Consider the following 19,040-nt stretch of genomic DNA (forward strand, 5'->3'; position numbering starts at 1 on the left):
AGGTGAAACGCTGCTGCGGCGACGATAGTCTAGGGGTAGCCCTACGCCAAAATAGCTCTATGCCAGGTTTGATAATTAAACAAAAGCCTCCTCTAAATAATTAGAGGAGGCTTTTGTTTTTAGTACGATTGTATCCGGAAAATCTGGAGGTTTGACAAATAAACAATATTGATTCATACTCTATTTTTCAACAGTTTATTGGTCAAGTATTTGACTCAAAGACAGGTGATTGAATAAGTGAAGATTATTGATTTTCAGATGGAATAATACCCCCTCCCGGAATATGTGCTGTTATGATTTGATGCTCTCCAACATTTTCTAAGTTTTCTTGTTCATGAATGAAATCGTCAAGGCTTAGCTCTTTTTCGCTTTGTTCACTCACTTGTTTTGCTTCAATTGGATCTGCTTCTTTATCTAGATTGAGAGAGCGAGGAGGTTCTTTGGCACTAGACACATCGAAGAATGGTTTTGCTTTGTCAAAAGTCATAAGTTGCTAAAAAACGCTATTTATTTTAGTGTTTGTCATATCTAGATAACAAACATCTTTCTTGAGAGTGATGGTGTGGGAGGAGCATAAAAGACTGTGACATTAATTTTAGCGCTCGATTTTGGTGGAACTAAATTGGCAGCAGCAGTGGTAAATCTCGGTTCTCAACGATGGTTGCGTTATGAACGTCGCTTTTCACCAACCAATGCGAATGCTAGCAGCGATTTAGAAATGATGCGATCGCTTATCCATTCACTTTGCATATAACCCACATTCCGCACCTCAACTGTCACAAGAGAGAAATAATTAATGCTACTTCTTATCATTAAGCCTCTTCGTTTTTGAATACAACTTAGTTCTGATAACGTTCCTCTTCAACTTTTGTTTTAGTGATCGCTTGTTCGATTGAAGTTGTTGGGATAGCAACCTCTATCACTTTGAATATCTTCGTATTTTGTATCTTAGGAGACACTAACGAGAATTTTTTAAGATGCACCGAACTTGATTTCCGTTTTTGGAAACAATGCCTATTTTACAGCTATTCGAGCCTTAACTGAACCGTATTGGTTAATAACGGTGTGGGAATTGTAGGCGATCGCAATACCTTAGAAAAACTTAGCATCTTGAACTTACATATGGTGCGTTACTGCGTTAACGCACCCTACTGACTAACAGTATAAAAGTCACTCATCTAAAAGGCAAAAATAGTTTCATCTATTTTCACCTTTTATTTTTAAGCTTGCGCGATCGCATTCACATCTTCATCAATCAACGAATTAAGCAATGTCCACAGTTGCAAATCTGTGAAATCGGGAATTGCCATAAATGCGCCAATTTCTTGTAATACTAAGAGATTGTGGGTGGAAGCAATACCAATTGTACAAATTCCTGCACCAACAGCAGAACGAATACCTGAGGGAGAATCTTCCAGAGCGATCGCATCCGTTGCTTGTATCCCCAAATTATTCAAGGCAACTTGATAAGGTGCAGGATCTGGTTTACCTGCTATATCTTCTCCTGCAATCACCACTGTATGAAAAGCTTCTTTAATTCCTAAAACTTTTAGCATAAATTGTACATTTAATCTAGGGGCATTAGTTACTAAAGCTCGTTTTAATTGATGTGTCTTTGTCCATTCTAGAAGTTGACAAAATCCGGCTAGCGGTTGCAAATCTGGGGCAAATTCACGAAAAAGTGCTTCTTTCTCTTCGGCAAGTTTTACCCCATCTTGGGGTGATAATTGTGGCAGAATGTCTTTGATAATTGCAGGGTTAAGCCGCCCACTAATTCTTGATTTGTAGAAGTTTTCATCAATTTCTATACTGTAATTTTTAAGCATTTCCCGCCACGCTATGTAGTGGATAGGGTCAGTATTAACAATAGTTCCATCTAGGTCAAAGAGGATTGCACTCAGCATGGTGTTTTGCTTTAATGTAAAATATTGTAACGTTGATGTAGATAGTTTACATTGTTGTTAACTAAGAAAAATAAATATGATTAATATCATGTCCGATAAATCATATATATTGTATAGACGTTCCGGGGGAACGTCTCTAACGACGATAGGACAATTTTGAACAAATCCCTTGTAATCGAATGTTATCCGTCACAAAATTTTTTCGCATCAATGATCTAATGGTGCAGATTTACAACTCTGAAAGCGAAATGGCACAGGATGCAGCAGAAATCGCACAAAAGTATTTACAAGAGGTTCTGACGTCAAACGATTCTGCAACTATATTATTAGCGACAGGTAACTCTCAACTTAAATTTTTGGATGCTTTGATAAAGTTAGGTGGTGTAGATTGGTCACGAGTGACGATGTTTCATCTAGATGAATATTTAGGAATTGCTGCTAACCATGCTGCGAGTTTTCGGCACTATTTGCAAGAGCGTGTAGAGAAAAAAGTACAGCCTAAGCAATTTCATTATATAGAAGGTGATGCATTACAACCTTTGGCAGAGTGCGATCGCTACACCAATTTACTCAAAGCACAACCAATTGACTTGTGCTGTCTCGGAATTGGTGAAAACGGACACATAGCTTTTAACGATCCATCTGTAGCAAATTTTCACGATTCATATAGCGTGAAATTGGTCAAACTCGATACAGCAAACCGTCAGCAGCAAGTCAACACTGGTTATTTTCCTCATCTGGAAAACGTACCCCAGTACGCTTTTACCCTCACCATCCCAATGATTTGCTCTGCTAAAAAAATCATCTGCCTTGCACCTGAAAAACGTAAAGCTCAGGTAGTAAAGCAGATGTTACAAAGGTCAGTTAACATTAACTGTCCCGCTTCTATATTACGTCAACAACCGCAGGCAACGTTATTTTTAGATGTGAATTCTGGTTCAGCATTTTTAGAGTCATAATTTAATTTACAAGTTAGAAGTTATAACTTCGACTTCTAACTTGTGAGTTCTAATTAAATGCCGACTAAATTAATATCTACGAGAACTTGTGACTTCATTCGGATCGCGGTAAACCGTTTTGTCTTCTTTTTTGCGAGCTAAACCTGCTAAACCAGCAAGACCAAGCAACCCTAGCCAACCCAAGTTAGAATGGCGATCGCGTCTTACTTCAGTGGAAGTCGTGGTAGTAGTACTTATACCCGTTGTACCCGTTGTACCCGTTGTGCTCGTTGTACCACTTCCCGTGCCGTCGGTTGTACCAGTACCTGTTGTTGTTCCTACACCAGTATTATCTGTTCCCGTAGTACCGCTTGTGCCTGTACCTGTAGTGCCTGTTGTCCCTGAACCCGGAATGCCACCAGTACCAGTACCAGTTGTGCCTGTACCAGTACCAGTTATGCCTGTACCAGTTCCAGTACCCGTTGTGCCGGTGCCAGTTCCATAACTTCCAGTACCAGTTGTGCCGGTGCCAGTTCCATAACTTCCAGTACCAGTACCAGTTGTGTCAGTGCCAGTTCCATAACTTCCAGTACCAGTTGTGCCGGTGCCAGTTCCATAACTTCCAGTACCAGTACCAGTTGTGTCAGTGCCAGTTCCATAACTTCCAGTACCAGTACCTGTTGTGTCAGTGCCAGTACCTGTTGTACCAGTGCCAGTTCCATAACTTCCAGTACCAGTACCTGTTGTGTCAGTGCCAGTACCTGTTGTACCAGTGCCAGTACCTGTTGTGCCTGTACCTGTACCTGTTGTACCAGTGCCAGTGCCACTACCTGAACTGCCAGTTTGAGCAGAAACAGAAGCTGGTAAAGATATAGCGGCTAAACTGACGGCAAAGACACTAGCCAAAACGGTTTTAGATAAGTCAAAAGTCTTCATGTTTATTTTTCCTTAAAAGTTTTGGATTTCTTAAGATTATTGATTGGAGAAAACGGCGATATCAATTTAACCAGCTTTATTAAATAATATGAACTTAAGCTAAGTTGAACATCTTACTTAAGTTATGCAAAAAAAAGTTTTAAAATATTTGAATATATAAAAATAAACATTTGCGTAGATATTGTCTTGGCATTCAGACAATTACTTAGTGCATAAATATTAGCAAGCGATCGCGCTCTGGTTACTTGCTGCAACCATCTTTAGGTTGATATTTTATATTATTCATATGCGTGAAAAAGAATTTAGAGACGTAGCACTGCTACATCTCTAGGATTCTGAATAACGCATATTTATTTTCTAAAAGTGTTTAGTGTTTCGATAACTTCCTGCAATTTGAAAACCAGACAAGCAAGCTTCAAGCTCAGGGCACTCTTCACACTTAAGTTCTTTTCCTGGATTAGTACAGCCACAGGGAGGATTTATGAAACATTCAGAAGGATTTTTAGGGGTAGATGGTTTTTGGAAGATAAACTGCAAAGCGGCTTCTTGTAAACAAAAAATAATGTCTCGCGTCATCATAAAATTTCTCCAATTTAAACATAATCGTCTCCCCAGCCAAAGAGAATTTATTAGACTTCTCCGAACAAGATGTAGAGACGTTAAATTTAAGGTCTCTACAAGGGTTCTGGGTAACGCATAATAAGCATAGCGGTCGATGTTTATTGATATTTATACATTTTCTATGGTTTTGCAAATTACAACTTCATACTAAAAGTATGTCTTATATCAAACTTAAGGAGTATTTTTATATTTATTTTTATTAACAGTATTATGTAAATCCTAGAAAAATTCTATACTATTTTACCAAGAAATACCCATATCTGCCTATGGAAAGGTATTTCAAACACCAGAGAAATAGAAAACTGTTATCTTTGTTGTCTAAAATCTATTTCCACTGCGATTAAGAGCCACAATCTTCTTCACGGTGATTACCGTTTTTATCGCGTTTGAGACTTTCTTCTAGAGCCTGAATTTGCTCGCGACGCGCTTCTAACTCTAGGGAACGACGCGCTAGTTCTTGGTTTTGTAAAGTTAAAGATTGCCGCCACTGTTCTGCTCTTTCAGCTTCTTGATGCAAAAATTGCGGAGTGATGCCAGTGGTGAGGTAGGTTTGTACCAAATCCATTACCCAATTGGTGGCGTCTTCGAGTCTTTCGATGTCTCCTGTGGAGGAAAGCTCAACTAAAACGAGCAATTTCTCACTTATGGAGATGCCTTTTCCCAGGAGAATGAAAGCTTCTTCTGGGATTATCGCCCAGAAACTGTCAGCTTCCTGACGTGCCAATAAACGCAACTGATACTGATCGAGAAATTTGTTTTTATGCACCTGAGCTAGATAGAGCATGACCGAAAAAAGGATGAAGGATAAAAGATAAAGGATGAATTTGAGAAAAAGAGAATCATAGTACTGCACCATTATTTATCTAATCATGAAAAAAGATATATGAATAAGACGCATAGCGCTATCTTTATACGGCATCATTTTTTCTGCACCATTATTTATGGGGTCTTACCCTCTGTCTTTCATCAGTTTGCGCTAGAAAGGAAACCGTTAGATAGACAACTGATTCACTTTATCAGGAAAGGCAGTTATGCTGGAGGCAGCTATGCTGAAGGGAATTCTGATTCCTGCCCACAGAAAGTGACAATCATGGAACAGGGGGTTTAAAACCCCGCCGTCTACACGGCGTCTTCGTTCAGTTGGGGTCGCTATTCCCCATCTGAACATACCTTCTGCCCTCTGCATAAGTGCCTTCGTTCATCCTTCTCCTAGAGGGAGACGCTTCTCTACGAGAGGCTTCGCCAACGCGAACATACTTTACACTTCATACTTTAGCTGACTTTTGGTAAAAGTTAAGAGGAGCCAGTTGCGTGCTTTGGTTGCCAAAGTTTAGCAACTGGGCGTTTAGAAGTGAGGAGCAGATAACGCCCTCAGGCGATGAAAGCCTGGGGTATTGCGCGTTCTGAGCTTACCTAGGTGAGCTAATTTTATGCATCTTCATATGAAATCGGTATTAGCTTCGTTTGTTGAGTTTTGAATTAAAAAAATCAACTCATGACTCCTAACTCTGAATGAGTGGTTATGCTAAACCACGCAGGCGATGTCTTGCGACAAGCCGCTCTGCGTCTACGCGCAAAATTTCTGCTTGTTTTTCAGCTTCTGCTAAAGCATCCCGCGTTGCTTGCACTACCTCAGGAGCGGCTTTATCCACAAATTTGGGATTATTTAACCGGGTAGTGAGTGAGTTAATTTCCCCTTCTATTTTGCTGAGGCGTTTTTGTATTTTGCCATTTAATGCCTCTATATCTACGACACCATCCAGAGAAAGTAGCACTTGTACTGTACCAACAACACCAGCGATCGCTTCAGTAGTATCTTGTGGTTGTAGTGATTCTATCACCCGCATGTTAGTTTCAGTAGTGGTTTTGAACCACGTATCCCATAACTTTTGTCTAGCTTTAGCCGGCACTAAATTTTCAGCGACAAACCAACTTGTATAACCTAGACCAAGCATTTGAAAGAAAGTTCCTAAAATAGGAATGTTGTTAATTTGATCTGCAACAACGAAACCCAGTCGAATAAAAACAAACACCACAATGATCAAACCAATTGTCTTCAAGCCTCTGAGAGGGTTTTTTGCAACTACGGTTTGTTGATGAAGTTCGCCAGTTATAGTTAAAGTCTCAACCTTTGCCAAATCTTTAATATAAGACTGTCCAGAGGTAAGAATTTCCCGTTCTTTGGCACTGTCGCTTTGCAAATTCACCGTTACCTTTACCGCTGGTTTAACATCCGCTTCCGCTCGCAAATTCCGAATTGTGCGGATAGTACCAATCAACAATTCAAACTGTTCTTCTAAAGCTGGATCAATTAAACTTGTCTCCACCTGTGGATAACTTTGTAAAGATATCGTTTGCGGTGATTCTTCTGGTTGTTGGGTCAGAGTCTGCCAAATTTCCTCAGTGATGTGAGGCATTAAAGGATGAAGTAGTTTTAAAATGCCTTCGAGAACATACGCTAAGGTTTGCTGTGCGACTTTGCGCGATGCGGGATCGGCAGATGATTGCAAGCGAGATTTCACCAATTCAATATATTGATCGCAGAAATCACCCCAGATAAATTCATAAAGTCCTTTTGCAGCTTCACCTAGTCCGTAGTTTTCGATGCGATCGCGGGTTTGGCTAATAACTTGGTTGTAACGAGAGAGAATCCAGCGATCGCTCAGTTCCAGGGATGGCAAAGACTCTTTCCCAGTCCCTAGTCCCCAGTCCCTAGTCCCCAGCCCATCCAAATTCATCATCACAAACCGTGCTGCATTCCACAACTTGTTAGCAAAGTTGCGAGACGCTTCCACCGATGCTGATTCATCTTTTTGGCGATCGTACTCCAAGCGGATATCTTGACCTGCACCCGCTACTTCCTTAATCATTGCGTAGCGTAGGGCATCAGTGCCATATTTGTCAATCAGTAGCAGGGGATCGATGCCATTACCTTTACTCTTAGACTGCTTCTGCCCATTTTCATCTAATACTAACCCGTGAATGTAAACATCTTTAAACGGTATTTCCCCGGTTAAATGCTTACCCATCATTGTCATTCTAGCTACCCAGAAAAAGATAATATCAAAGCCAGTTACCAAGGTGCTGGTGGGGTAATAAGTCGCTAAATCCTGAGTTTGTTCGGGCCATCCCAAAGTTGAAAAGGGCCACAATCCCGCAGAAAACCAAGTATCCAACACATCTGGATCTTGTTGAAGCTTGACATTTCCCCCAAATTGTGTTCTTGCTTTATCTAATGCTTCAGCTTCTGATTTAGCCACTATAAACGGCGTATTATCCTTAATTTCGCCATCGGTTTCACTGACAGCATACCAAGCGGGGATTTGATGTCCCCACCATAATTGGCGAGAGATACACCAATCTTTCAGCTTCACCAACCAATCACGATAAACCTTAGTCCAGCGTTGGGGGACAAACTCCGGGGAGTCCTTATCGTCGAGAAATTCCAGCGCTTGATCAGCGAGGGGACGAATTTTGACAAACCACTGAGTAGAGAGGAGAGGTTCAACGGGGACTTTTCCGCGATCGCTATAAGGAACCGTATGCTTATAATCCTCAATCTTCACCAAAAAGCCGTCTGTTTGCAAGCGAGAAACCACATTTTTTCTCGCGATAAAACGGTCTTGTCCTTGGAACTCCCCAGCATTTTCGTTGAGAGTGCCGTTTTTATTCATAATATTGATCAACGGCAGATTGTGACGCTTACCCATTTCAAAATCATTTGGGTCATGTGCCGGAGTCACCTTGACGCAACCCGTCCCGAAAGTCGGGTCAACAAACTCATCGCCAACAATGGGAATTTCCCGATTCATAATTGGCAGAGTCACCGTTTTGCCAATTAAATGCTTATATCTGTCATCATTAGGATTAACCGCCACAGCCGTATCACCCAGCATCGTTTCTGGTCGCGTCGTTGCCACCTCCACATCACCAGAACCGTCAGTTAGCGGATAGCGGAAGTGCCAAAGATGACCATTAACCTCTTGATTTTCCACCTCCACATCAGACACCGCCGACTGGGAAGCCGGACACCAGTTTACCAAATACTCACCCCGATAAATCAGCCCTTCTTCGTAAAGGCGGACAAAAGCTTCCAAAACAGCTTTCGATAAACCCTCATCTAAAGTAAACCGTTCCCGCGACCAGTCAACGGAAACACCCAAGCGTCGCAACTGATTAACAATCGCTCCCCCAGATTCCCCCTTCCACTGCCAAGCGCGTTCTAGAAACTTCTCACGTCCTAAATCGTAACGAGTTTTACCTTCAGCCTTAAGTTGATTTTCCAGAATTGCTTGGACGGCAATACTTGCGTGGTCGGTTCCGGGGAGCCATAGGGTGTTGCATCCTTTCATGCGGTGGTAGCGCACCAGGGTATCAATCAGCGCACTTTCAAAGGCGTGACCCATATGTAAACTGCCGGTGACATTCGGCGGAGGAATCATGATGCAGTAGGGTTCACCACCTTTGCTGGGGTCAGCTTTGTAGATTTGGTTTTCTTCCCAAAACTTCTGCCATTTGGCTTCCGTGGAGAATGGATCGTAGAGACTGGGGAGATTTGAATTTGTTGCCGTCATGCTGGGAAAACTAAGGAAGATGGACTTTAATAAATTTTGCCACATGGAAACGAACCGCCAAGATGCCAAAGACGCCAAGAGAAGAGAACCAAGTGAGGAAGTGGATGGGTTAGCGTATGCTGTGATTGGTGCAGCGATCGCACTTGTGATGATGGGGTGATGTGGGCGATCGCACTGGGAAAGATTATGAAAGACTGCTGAGAAATTCATCTAAAGAACTAACAGCGATCGCTCAGGGCTGTTTCATTCCCTAAAAGGCTTTAAAAATCAAGGGTTCAGGAGATGAAAAATAAGCAAGGCATTCAATATTAGGCTTCAATTTGGTCAACAATTCATGACTAAAGCCCAAATATTTATCGCCAATGGTCTTGACAAAATACATACCTTGTCGAATGAAACAGCCCTGCCCCTTTAAGGGGGCTGGTCACAGTTATTACAGTCATATTACACTCCTCAATCGACTATACAAATTTGGCATAGCCGCAGGCAGATGGCGAAATTCTGGGGCTGGTGACAGGAATTGAACCTGCAACCAATCGCAAACATCTTTGCCAATTCGTCCACCCGGCAATTAAATAAATGGCTGCCCCAGTAGGACTCGAACCTACAACCTCGCGGTTAACAGCCGCTTGCTCTACCATTGAGCTATGGGGCAACGAAGCCCCCCAGGTCGGAATCGAACCGACGACCTTCTGTTCTTCAGACAGACGCTACTACCAACTGAGCTACCGGGGGATAAAGAAGGAGAGATAAGTTTTATCTAGTGGACTGGTTTAATTCAACACTAATCAGCCACTACTTCATCTGTCCCATGTAAGGCGATCGCGGAAGGATTTGAACCTTCACTCTTCAGTTTCGTAGACTGAGATGTTATCCAGTTACACCACGCGATCAAGGCGGAGATAGATTAAATCGTCAAATTATTGGAAGACAGTTATTCATGGTTACTCAAAGTGAGAAAGTTGACAGCGTTATAAATTGCTGGTAGTCTTGAATCAGTGCCGAAAACCAAGGCTTAATTATTCGGTTTGTAAACCGCAGTTCTGTCAAAACTGACCAGCCTGTTACAAGGTCGAACGGAAAGTCCACGTTTCGTTAAATTGGTTGAAAATAGTGGGTGACTCATAGCTAAAAGCTTCAACCAATATTTTTGTGTGGTTCAGCAACCATATTTAATCTCGATTAGGCTCGGCTAGAGCCGAATTTACGCCTGTGGACAAGAACTCGCCGACGACCTTGGTTGAAGCAGGAAGCAGACCCTTGAGGAGCAATCTTGATTGAATGGTAAGACTTAGATAAGTTTAACCAAGTTTTGTGTAGCAGAAGACAGGATTTGAACCTGCGACGGGTATTAAACACCCGTTTCTTCTTAGCAGGAAGACGCTTTTAGCCACTCAGCCACTTCTCCACAGTGGGTCGGGCAGGAATTGAACCTGCAATCAATAAAGGGCGCTTTTACAGAGCGCTGCCTACACCAATAGGCGAGCCGACCCAAATCATACCCCCGACGAGATTTGAACTCGCAATCTCCGCTTTGAAAGAGCAGCGACTTAACCATTCGTCTACGAGGGCAGAAGTAACGCAGGGACTAGGATTTGAACCTAGAACAACGCTTTTGGAGAGCGTGATGTTGCCGTTACACTATCCCTGCTTAGTAGCAGTGGCGGGATTTGCACCCGCATCAACCAAGGTATGAGCTTGGGGCTTTGCATTAAGCTACACTGCGACACCAGAGGCTGAGGTGAGATTTGAACTCACGATATTCGCTTTTGCAGAGCGACGCCTTCAACCACTTAGCTACTCAGCCATTTGGGAGTCCCTACAGGACTTCAATCAGGGTGACGGGATTTGAACCCGCAACATTTCCGCAGACAACGGAACGCTCTAGCCATTGAGCTACACCCCGATATTTTTGAAATCTGTGCCTAAAATTTTAGACTTTTAGGCACAGGTTTTTGGTGAATTTGCCCATTTCATATTTAGTTTTCAAGGTTCAGAAAAATTACTTTTAACTGTTAGCAAAACAACCGACGCTCTAAGTAATAAACCTGTTGTGTATTACGTATGTATTCGGTGGTTTTGATGCGTGCAAACTGAGAACTTTTGTGATTTCTTCCTTCTACTTCAGATAATTTGGAAGTAGGAGGAGCTTTGTTTACTGGGGACTTTGGTTTATCCCAGCTTTTTTGTGCTGCTTGTATGCAAAACATTGCTTTTAATCCTATATAAGCTTTGTTTCTCGCTTCATACATGTATACTACAATTATACTACAAAAAATGTCAAGGGGTTTAGGAAAGTTTTTTTTAGATTGTCTAAAAACACTTCTATATGTGACTTTGAACTAATAAACGCATCTAATAAAGTGTGACTACAGCTTATGATTGGGTGAGTTTTTGATAAACTGACGTGACAAACAACCACTCAAAGCGACAAAAGATATTCGGTGTTGTCGCGATCGCCTTTTCTGTAACAGTTTGTAGTATTGCCCCAACTAAGAAAGAGCAATTAACTAGCGGATGGATCAAGCCACGGCAAAGAGTGAAATTGAGCGCATTGCTGATGTCAAAACTTCTTTATTTCGTCCTCCTGGAGGCAATGTATTAAGAGATGCCAAACCAGGTGGAATTGTCTTAATGCACGATGGTGGAGGCGATCGCCAAAGAACTGTGCAAGCCTTACCACAAATCATCACCGGACTCAAACAGCAAGGCTACCGATTTGTCACAGTTCCCGAACTCCTTAAAGAGAGAGGGGGAGACGGGGGATGAGGGAGATGGGGGGAATGAGGGAGATGGGGAAGCAAATTCCTCTTTGTCCCCAAGGAGTCCCCAAGGAGTCCCCAAGGAGTCCCCTCTTCACTCGCTCACGATGGAAGCACTTTTTTGCGCTTCTTGCCAAAGTTTGTGTACAAAGAACTCAGTGCGATCGCTCATCGCTGTGACGAAGACACCCTCCGCATCCTCGGAACCATTTGATATCCAAGAACCCCGCAGAGTAACTTCTAAATACTCGGCATCACAAACTGACAACGCCATGATTTCTGAGACGTTGCGCTTTACCTCAGCTTTTAGCGCTTCTACTCCTGGTAAATCAACAGGAAGCAAAAAGGAAGCGGTACTCGGCTCTACGCACAGACATTGCCCGACTCGCAGTGCCAAAATAACTCGCCCTTGCACCCATTGCTCCAAAGACTGAGTTAGACACTCTAAGTGAAAGCTTTTTTCAGTGTAAATTAATTTCAACATTCCTTATGCTCTCCTGTTATTCCAGGTTTGCTTGTTCCGAGCGCCAGAACTGTTCGGCAAAAGATATAGCCGGATGAACTGGTGCTTTTGGCTTGGTACGCAGTTGCATACCAGTTTCAAACAGAGTGCGATCGCCTTTACGGGAGTTACATTTCTCACAAGCTGTGACTACGTTATCCCAAGTGTGCAAACCACCTTTAGATCGCGGAATCACATGATCCAGCGTTAGATGTTTGCTGCTACCGCAATATTGGCAACTGTGATGGTCTCTTCGCAACACTTCGCGCCGATTTACCGGCGGAATTTTCCATACACGCTCACTAGAAGTGATTTTCAAGCGAATGTGTTTTGGTACATAAAGTACCAAGCTAGGTGAGCGGACTTGCCATCCGCTTTCTGCAATAAAATCTAGCGGTTCAGCTTTATCCGCTACTAACAACACGATCGCCCGCTTGATATTTACTCGACACAGTGGCAAGTAATTTTGCGAAAAAACCACCACGGATTGCTCTAACACTTGCCTAAAAGCGCTCGTCACAGCTTGACTCCTTATTAAAAAACCCCCGCTTCTTCTTTTTGTGAAGCGGGGGTTGGAAATTGACCGGAAAGTGTTCTGGTCTTATATCGGTACAGCATCTTGCTATCTGTACCTCCCGCTTGCTTGGTTTTGTTTTAGTGCTGCATTCAGCCCACTAATTCTCTGAAATCTAAAATCATGATTACCCTCTGTGATTTGCCGTTGATTATGGCGAATTTCACCCATAAATAAATACTCCACTCCCATAGCGGCTGATTCCCAACTGAATCGGCAATTGGCAGCACGCGAAGAAGTAGAGTTTGGGTAAACGGATTTCACAGAAAATTTCACCTATTGAACATTCCTTTAAACATACTACACTTGTATTACTATCCTGTCCATACCTATAAGGAGAAAAAGTGATGCATACGATCGCTCGCACGCCAACCACCGATATGGAAGTTACCAGCATCCGTCTGGAACGCGAACTAAAAGATAAACTCAAAGAATTAGCCGGCAGCCAGGGATATCAGGCATTGATCCGAGATATACTCTGGAATTATGTCCAGCAAAAATCAGGTGAGTGGAAACCCCGATTTTCGCGATCTGATATTCGAGCCAGCATAGCCGCTACTGCTCAACAAGAAGAACGCTGTGTGCTCACAGGTCAATTAATTCAACCCCAACAGCCTATGTTGTTAGGACTGACGAGGAATGGCGATATGGTTCCTCTAAGTGTCGAAAGCTTGGTTGGATAACTCTCGTTTCATGTAAATACAGCTCAGTTACCCATGTATGTTTGGTGGTAACTGGGCTATATTAGAATTAATTTTTATTAATAAAATAAATAAATTTCATAAAATCCAAATGTTTGTGACCAATTTGGCAACAAAAAAATGGTGAGTGCACTCAGCGGTTGCCTGTACCGTCTATTCGTAGTCAGGACTTACGCACGGACTACGTATTTCCGTCCCTATCGACGCAAGGAAGCAATCTCAAAGTCTTGTTTTCTGGTAACGAGTGCGTAAGTCCTAGTAGTGACTCTTTTGTGGAGCAGAAACTAAGTTACCAGATGACAACATGATTGTAGCCAAAAAAATTTTTGCTCTTCAAAACTTTATAACTTCTTTACTATCTGCCTAAGCAATCCGTAAAAACTAGGACTTACGCACGCTCTCAAATTTATTATCTTGTGCAGTGACGTAAAGCTCGCTGGGGAAGCTTCCCCCCAGACTTTACGAAAATACCTCGTTTCAGGCTTTGAGCAATATTGAAACGAATATTACAAAATTACCGAAAAAGCTTCAGTGTTAACTCGTAATAAAATTATGTAGTTTCAGGCTTTGAGCAATATTGAAACAAATATTACAAAATTGCCGAAAAAGCTTCAGTGTTAACTCGTAATAAAATTATGTAGTTTTTGCCTAAATTATAGAGAAATTACTGTTTATGTATACTTGAAGACAGGATATTCTAAATCCAAGTTAGTAAGTTAACTCAATACATAAGAGCTAGAAATTAACTGGTTTCGGAGTTTCACTCTATAAGTGGTATTTTGGAAACTAAGTATAAAATTATTTAATATACCAGTAATTTGGTGATCTGAAATAAAAAGAGGCTATAACAGGTGAGAGAAAGTTTTCATCGCAAGGAAAGCGAATCATTAGGTGCAGCTAGCTACAAAACAAAAAGTAAAAGAAATGCCAGGAGGTTGGGTAAAAAGAGGATGGGGTTATTATCAAACAGTGTGCCAGCAATGAAAAAAACTTTATCATCGCCATCACTGCGCCAAGATGAAGTAGATCGACAACAATACCCAGTCAAGTTGATGCAGCATCCGGAAGACCTAGCCAACGAGTTGGCACGTCATATTCATCAAATCATTACCAAGAGCTTGGCTCCAGCAACGATGCTGCAAGAGATTGCCGAACTATTAGGAACCACGTTTCAAGTTGATTCTTGCTGCTTAGTTCCAGTAACTGGTGAAGGAGTTGATCAGGCAATTACTGCTAATTGGTGTGCGTCAAAATATTTAGGCTTGCCGCATCCAGATGAGATATTGTCAACCGAACAGGTGCAGTGTGCCTCAGAACCAACGATTGAGGACATTTCAACTATTAGAAATAGTCTGAAAATAGGATATCAATATTTACCGTTACCGATTAAAGCGGTTTTGGCAATTCCCACACGCTTTGGTGGCAAAAATAACGGGGTGATAAGTCTGATACAGTTTCATCCCCATGATTGGAGTGAGTCAGAAAAACAACTCCTAAAAGCGGTGGAATCGTCTTGCGCGATCGCTTTTTCCCAAGTAGCACAAGCACAGGTAATTGCTTCTCAAGAAAAATATATAGCTAAAAGCACCCAGCATGAAAGCTTGATCACGCAATTGACAATACTTAGTCGCAGCAACCTGGAGTTAAATCAAATGCTTCAGTTAGCGATCGCCTCCACAGCAGAATGTCTTCAAGCCGATCGCGGTATGCTCATACTGCTAAAATATACAGATCCGCTATTTAAGACTCAACCTAAAAAACAAATTCCCAAAGCAAGAGCAACTGTTGTTGCTGAATGGTCTAGAGACGAAAATTCCCGCACCGCTCAACTAGAAACTTTAGATAAGTCTTTCTCTGTTTCCGAGTGTGGTTTATGCCAGCGCGTCTTCACATCAGGAAAAGCAGTAGTTATAAATGAAAATATAGACCAAAGTGGTATTTCAATTGCTCCGGTGTTTGCTTTGGATCTACTGCCAGCGATCTTATTAGTACCATTGGAGAATCAAGGCAAAATCATCGGGTTTTTAGTGCTTCAGCAAGCAGTGCCTCGCAATTGGGACTTTGCAGAATTAAATATAATGGAAATGATTTGCGCTCAAATGAGCAATGCCATAATTCAATCACAGACACTGCGCCAAGTACAAATGTTGGTAGATGAGCGCACAGCAAAACTACAAAGTAGTCTGGAATTGCAGGGAAAATTGCACGATAAGATGCGCCGTTATGTTGATCAATTGCAAGAATTGAATGAACTCAAAGATGAATTTTTGAGTAATATGAGCGATCGCTTGCGTTATCCCTTGACGAATATGCTGATGTCAATCCGCAATTTACGTCTACCAGGAATAGCACCAGAGCGTCAAGCTAAGTATGTGGATATCTTAGAAAGCGAGTGTACTAAAGAAATTAACTTGATTAATGACTTGTTGACACTTCAAAAGTTAGATACTCATCATGAACGCCCACAATATGAAAATATCGATTTAAATACAAAAATTCAAGATGTAGCAGCATCTTTTGAGCAAAAACTCGCAACTAAAGGATTAAGTATTTCCCTCAATCTACCTATAGAATCACTAACTCTACAAACTGAAGTAGAAAGTTTTAACCGCATTCTGCAAGAGTTGTTCACGAATGCGAGTAAATACTCACAACGGGATTCTGTGGTTCAACTGCAAGTCTATCAACAAGTTGAGCAACAAATCGATCAAGTTATTATTAAAATAACTAACACCGGACTTAGTATCTCCGATGAAGATGCGACTTACATATTTGACAGGTTCCGTCGCGGCAAAGGAGGACGAGGAGGAGGATGGACTCCAGGTACAGGTTTGGGACTTGCTTTAGTCAAGTCTTTAGTAGAGCATTTAAATGGAGCGATCGCTGTTGAGAGCATTCCAATTGAGGACTCTAACTTGAGCAAAATTTGCTTCACCCTAACTCTGCCCCAATTTTCGGAATAAAGCAAACCATATTTTAACAGTGACTGAGCAACACAATACAACAGAAGACTTTGATTTGAACTCTACTAGTGACGACACCAACCTAGAAGAGAATTTAACAACCGATGTGGAAGTCAAAATTGAGAAAATAGCAGAGCGAAAGCGACAAATTACTGCTAAGATCCAAATTCCCCAATCAGTTGAACACGTTTGGAAAGTCCTGACAGATTATGAGGCTTTAGCTGAATTCATTCCTAATCTTGCCAAAAGTCGTCGATTAGCTCATCCTACCGGCGGTATTCGACTAGAGCAAGTTGGCTCTCAGCGCGTGCTAAATTTCAACTTTTGTGCGCGTGTTGTTTTAGATTTGGAAGAATGCTTTCAGCAAAAAATTAATTTCCAAATGGTAGAGGGAGATTTTAAAGACTACTCTGGTAGCTGGTGCTTAGAACCTTACTGCGTTGGTGAAGATATGGGAACTAATCTTTGCTACACAATCAATATTTGGACTAAAGTTATTATGCCAGTCACACTGATTGAGCGTCGGTTAAAAAATGACCTACAGTTAAATCTGCTAGCGATTCGTCAGCGTGTAGAGGAGTTAGCTACTTAGTACAGCGATCGCATTTTTAACGAGCGCGTTTTTTAACGCACTCGTAGCGCGGAGGTAAGCGCAAAGTGACGCAGAGTTTTTGTTATAAATTTTCGTCATGAACTTATGAAATGCTGTACTTAGTTACTATTTGCAAGGCTGGGGAAGATATCCAATTGTTTGTATATAACAAATTATTATATATTATATCTTACGCAATTAGCGCATAATTTCATGTTCGTAGTCAGCACAAAGCGTCCTTATATCATGTCCGGTTAATTAACACTAAGATAGTCAAAATACATTGAATTATCCCAACGGAAATTGTCAATATTTTGATAAAATAAAAGATATCTGGAGGTAAGATTATGACTCAAGCCTTGCCCAAATTACTCACCTTCAATGAATTTAGCGAATGGTATCCCAACGATGGTAAACGCTATGAATTGCACAGGGGAGTAATTGTTGAAATCCCACCCCCAACTGGAGCGCATGAGAAAGTTGTAGGATTTATAGCCCGTAAGCTAACTGTCGAGTTTGATCGCCTGAACCTTCCCTACACTATACCCAAAACCGCATTAGTCAAAACTCCTTCTGCCGAATCCGCTTATTCACCTGATGTGTTGCTGCTAAATCTTGATAATCTCGACAATGAACCGCTTTTTCAAAAACAGTCTACAGTAAGCCAAGCGGCATCAGTTCCAATAGTTATTGAAGTTGTTTCAACTAACTGGCGAGATGATTACTACAATAAATTTAGGGATTATGCTCGCGTAGCGTCTCGAAGAGAAGAAATGGGTATTCCTGAATATTGGATTGCCGATTATGCTGCGTTGGGTGCAAGAAAGTTCATCGGCAATCCCAAACAACCCACTATTTTTGTATGCGAATTAGTTGATGGTGAATATAAAATGACACCGTTTCAAGGCAACACCGCGATTTTATCACCTACTTTTCCCGAATTAAATTTAACCTCACAACAGATTTTTGATGCGGCTAACTAACCCACATCCTGCCATAATTGATTATTAATCTGCACCAAAATCTCTGATAACTTCCCATTAAAAGCTTTATTTAATCTGACAAAACCTCCTTGGGATTTAAATTAACCTTGGTCTAATGCCTCCTGAACCACAATAGTTTTTAGATTAAATATATAATTTTATTCTTAATTTAGATTTTTCCTTCAGTAATTACCGATTGTGACAGTGGGGGTGCGGAATGTGGGATATATCTAATAAGCCTGTCATGCTATTAGATAGCACAAAACATGCTGACTACGAAACGATACTATACAGCATATTTCAGGTAAATGAGGTACATGCATAAAACCCAAAACCCTGTAAAGACTTTCCGCCGGAACGTCTCTACGTGTATTCAATAAAAACGCAATCTGCTGTAGATATCTTTCCAGCTTGAAGGCTCCAAACAACTTTACGGTTTCTTTAAATTAAATGCCGAATATTGACGGATGATTAAAACCGCAACTATCCCGCAAATTGGATTGAGGAACTTTAACTCAATCTTATGGAACCAATACAGCAACCACTACCCGATTTGAAATCGCTGAAATGGACTGGCAACAAAATACCACAACAATCTAGCCAGATATCGATTGACCCTACCAAATTTAAGCAGCTACTAAGTTTAGTTTGCGGTGACAGCGCGATCGCCCTTCGTTTGCTTGACCAACAGCAAAAACTACACCCAGGTAAGACAAGCTGTTGGTATCTGGAGAAAACTATCCACGATGTCAATCGCGATCGCCACTGCTGATGGGTGTGGTTGTGCGATAACATTTCTCAGATGGTGGGAAAGAGCGATCGCATAACTATTTATCTCAATTTCTCAACTAAGCCTCAAAATACAAAGCATTAGATAACTTTTTACTTAGTATTTATTGGTTATACCAAAAATACCCCCAGGGGAATTCGAATCCCCGTTACCTCCGTGAAAGGGAGGTGTCCTAGGCCTCTAGACGATGGGGGCATCAC

At 41.6% G+C, this 19,040-nt stretch carries 16 protein-coding genes, 11 tRNA genes and 2 pseudogenes; 8 read left to right on the plus strand and 21 right to left on the minus strand.

What is annotated here, in order from left to right; genetic code table 11:
- Positions 1 to 244: 244 nt before the first annotated feature.
- Positions 245 to 487, minus strand: coding sequence for a hypothetical protein (locus TOL9009_RS0136835; protein ID WP_029638706.1), 243 nt, complete (start codon positions 485 to 487; stop codon positions 245 to 247).
- Positions 488 to 583: 96 nt separating this feature from the next.
- On the opposite strand from TOL9009_RS0136835, the pseudogene TOL9009_RS46680 reads away from it, so the two are divergent.
- Positions 584 to 745 (plus strand): annotated as a pseudogene (locus TOL9009_RS46680) (ROK family protein); the annotation flags it as partial.
- A gap of 475 nt (positions 746 to 1,220) precedes the next feature.
- Here TOL9009_RS46680 and TOL9009_RS0136845 read toward each other — a convergent pair.
- Entirely contained in the window at positions 1,221 to 1,904 is a 684-nt protein-coding gene (locus tag TOL9009_RS0136845; protein WP_029638708.1) for an HAD family hydrolase, read from the minus strand.
- Between the two features lie 179 nt (positions 1,905 to 2,083).
- On the opposite strand from TOL9009_RS0136845, the gene TOL9009_RS0136850 reads away from it, so the two are divergent.
- Positions 2,084 to 2,863, plus strand: coding sequence for a glucosamine-6-phosphate deaminase (locus TOL9009_RS0136850; protein ID WP_029638710.1), 780 nt, complete (start codon positions 2,084 to 2,086; stop codon positions 2,861 to 2,863).
- 69 nt (positions 2,864 to 2,932) lie between these two features.
- Here the strand turns inward: TOL9009_RS0136850 and TOL9009_RS50270 are convergent, their stop codons facing one another.
- The 15 genes from TOL9009_RS50270 to TOL9009_RS0136925 all read right to left on the minus strand — a co-directional run bounded on the left by TOL9009_RS50270 (position 2,933) and on the right by TOL9009_RS0136925 (position 11,183).
- The gene (locus tag TOL9009_RS50270) at positions 2,933 to 3,778 is read right to left on the minus strand and encodes a WGxxGxxG-CTERM domain-containing protein (RefSeq protein WP_029638712.1); all 846 of its coding nucleotides are present in this window, start codon (positions 3,776 to 3,778) and stop codon (positions 2,933 to 2,935) included.
- A gap of 357 nt (positions 3,779 to 4,135) precedes the next feature.
- On the minus strand, positions 4,136 to 4,357 hold the full coding sequence (locus tag TOL9009_RS0136860) for a hypothetical protein (RefSeq protein ID WP_313770090.1): 222 nt from the start codon (positions 4,355 to 4,357) through the stop codon (positions 4,136 to 4,138).
- 382 nt (positions 4,358 to 4,739) lie between these two features.
- On the minus strand, positions 4,740 to 5,183 hold the full coding sequence (locus TOL9009_RS0136865) for a hypothetical protein (protein ID WP_029638716.1): 444 nt from the start codon (positions 5,181 to 5,183) through the stop codon (positions 4,740 to 4,742).
- Positions 5,184 to 5,919: 736 nt separating this feature from the next.
- A complete protein-coding gene (locus tag TOL9009_RS0136870; RefSeq protein WP_029638718.1) occupies positions 5,920 to 8,973 on the minus strand; it encodes a valine--tRNA ligase in 3,054 nt (1,017 codons plus the stop codon).
- Between the two features lie 580 nt (positions 8,974 to 9,553).
- A tRNA-Asn gene (locus tag TOL9009_RS0136880) sits at positions 9,554 to 9,628 on the minus strand.
- A gap of 6 nt (positions 9,629 to 9,634) precedes the next feature.
- Positions 9,635 to 9,708, minus strand: a tRNA-Phe gene (locus TOL9009_RS0136885).
- 84 nt (positions 9,709 to 9,792) lie between these two features.
- Positions 9,793 to 9,866 (minus strand) — tRNA-Arg (locus tag TOL9009_RS0136890).
- A gap of 425 nt (positions 9,867 to 10,291) precedes the next feature.
- A tRNA-Ser gene (locus tag TOL9009_RS0136895) sits at positions 10,292 to 10,381 on the minus strand.
- Positions 10,382 to 10,385: 4 nt separating this feature from the next.
- Positions 10,386 to 10,466: transfer RNA gene (locus TOL9009_RS48250), tRNA-Tyr, on the minus strand.
- Between the two features lie 6 nt (positions 10,467 to 10,472).
- A tRNA-Glu gene (locus TOL9009_RS0136900) sits at positions 10,473 to 10,545 on the minus strand.
- Between the two features lie 8 nt (positions 10,546 to 10,553).
- Positions 10,554 to 10,624: transfer RNA gene (locus TOL9009_RS0136905), tRNA-Trp, on the minus strand.
- Positions 10,625 to 10,628: 4 nt separating this feature from the next.
- A tRNA-Met gene (locus tag TOL9009_RS0136910) sits at positions 10,629 to 10,699 on the minus strand.
- A 7-nt stretch (positions 10,700 to 10,706) separates the two neighbouring features.
- Positions 10,707 to 10,780, minus strand: a tRNA-Cys gene (locus TOL9009_RS0136915).
- A 26-nt stretch (positions 10,781 to 10,806) separates the two neighbouring features.
- Positions 10,807 to 10,879 (minus strand) — tRNA-Asp (locus TOL9009_RS0136920).
- A gap of 109 nt (positions 10,880 to 10,988) precedes the next feature.
- Entirely contained in the window at positions 10,989 to 11,183 is a 195-nt protein-coding gene (locus tag TOL9009_RS0136925) for a hypothetical protein (protein ID WP_029638720.1), read from the minus strand.
- A 304-nt stretch (positions 11,184 to 11,487) separates the two neighbouring features.
- Here TOL9009_RS0136925 and TOL9009_RS0136930 point away from each other — a divergent pair.
- Positions 11,488 to 11,742, plus strand: a pseudogene (locus TOL9009_RS0136930) (polysaccharide deacetylase family protein); the annotation flags it as partial.
- Between the two features lie 87 nt (positions 11,743 to 11,829).
- Here the strand turns inward: TOL9009_RS0136930 and TOL9009_RS0136935 are convergent.
- The 3 genes from TOL9009_RS0136935 to TOL9009_RS0136945 all read right to left on the minus strand — a co-directional run bounded on the left by TOL9009_RS0136935 (position 11,830) and on the right by TOL9009_RS0136945 (position 13,075).
- Positions 11,830 to 12,219, minus strand: a complete 390-nt coding sequence (locus TOL9009_RS0136935; RefSeq protein ID WP_029638723.1) for an alr0857 family protein — start codon at positions 12,217 to 12,219, stop codon at positions 11,830 to 11,832.
- Between the two features lie 16 nt (positions 12,220 to 12,235).
- Positions 12,236 to 12,757 carry an HNH endonuclease gene (locus tag TOL9009_RS0136940; RefSeq protein ID WP_029638725.1) on the minus strand — a complete coding sequence of 174 codons (522 nt, stop codon included), beginning with the start codon at positions 12,755 to 12,757 and terminating at the stop codon, positions 12,236 to 12,238.
- A gap of 102 nt (positions 12,758 to 12,859) precedes the next feature.
- On the minus strand, positions 12,860 to 13,075 hold the full coding sequence (locus TOL9009_RS0136945) for a hypothetical protein (RefSeq protein WP_199341517.1): 216 nt from the start codon (positions 13,073 to 13,075) through the stop codon (positions 12,860 to 12,862).
- Between the two features lie 83 nt (positions 13,076 to 13,158).
- On the opposite strand from TOL9009_RS0136945, the gene TOL9009_RS0136950 reads away from it, so the two are divergent.
- The 5 genes from TOL9009_RS0136950 to TOL9009_RS41785 all read left to right on the plus strand — a co-directional run bounded on the left by TOL9009_RS0136950 (position 13,159) and on the right by TOL9009_RS41785 (position 18,822).
- Positions 13,159 to 13,494, plus strand: a complete 336-nt coding sequence (locus TOL9009_RS0136950) for a ribbon-helix-helix domain-containing protein (RefSeq protein ID WP_029638729.1) — start codon at positions 13,159 to 13,161, stop codon at positions 13,492 to 13,494.
- Positions 13,495 to 14,492: 998 nt separating this feature from the next.
- Positions 14,493 to 16,475, plus strand: a complete 1,983-nt coding sequence (locus tag TOL9009_RS0136955; protein ID WP_038298642.1) for a GAF domain-containing sensor histidine kinase — start codon at positions 14,493 to 14,495, stop codon at positions 16,473 to 16,475.
- A 19-nt stretch (positions 16,476 to 16,494) separates the two neighbouring features.
- A complete protein-coding gene (locus TOL9009_RS0136960; RefSeq protein ID WP_029638733.1) occupies positions 16,495 to 17,067 on the plus strand; it encodes an SRPBCC family protein in 573 nt (190 codons plus the stop codon).
- Between the two features lie 347 nt (positions 17,068 to 17,414).
- The gene (locus TOL9009_RS0136965) at positions 17,415 to 18,050 is read left to right on the plus strand and encodes a Uma2 family endonuclease (protein WP_029638735.1); all 636 of its coding nucleotides are present in this window, start codon (positions 17,415 to 17,417) and stop codon (positions 18,048 to 18,050) included.
- A 523-nt stretch (positions 18,051 to 18,573) separates the two neighbouring features.
- Positions 18,574 to 18,822, plus strand: a complete 249-nt coding sequence (locus tag TOL9009_RS41785; protein ID WP_038298352.1) for a hypothetical protein — start codon at positions 18,574 to 18,576, stop codon at positions 18,820 to 18,822.
- Positions 18,823 to 18,962: 140 nt separating this feature from the next.
- Here TOL9009_RS41785 and TOL9009_RS0136975 read toward each other — a convergent pair.
- A tRNA-Glu gene (locus TOL9009_RS0136975) sits at positions 18,963 to 19,035 on the minus strand.
- Positions 19,036 to 19,040: the final 5 nt, after the last annotated feature.

The sequence above is a fragment of the [Scytonema hofmanni] UTEX 2349 genome (genome assembly GCF_000582685.1).
Taxonomy (GTDB): domain Bacteria; phylum Cyanobacteriota; class Cyanobacteriia; order Cyanobacteriales; family Nostocaceae; genus Hassallia; species Hassallia hofmanni.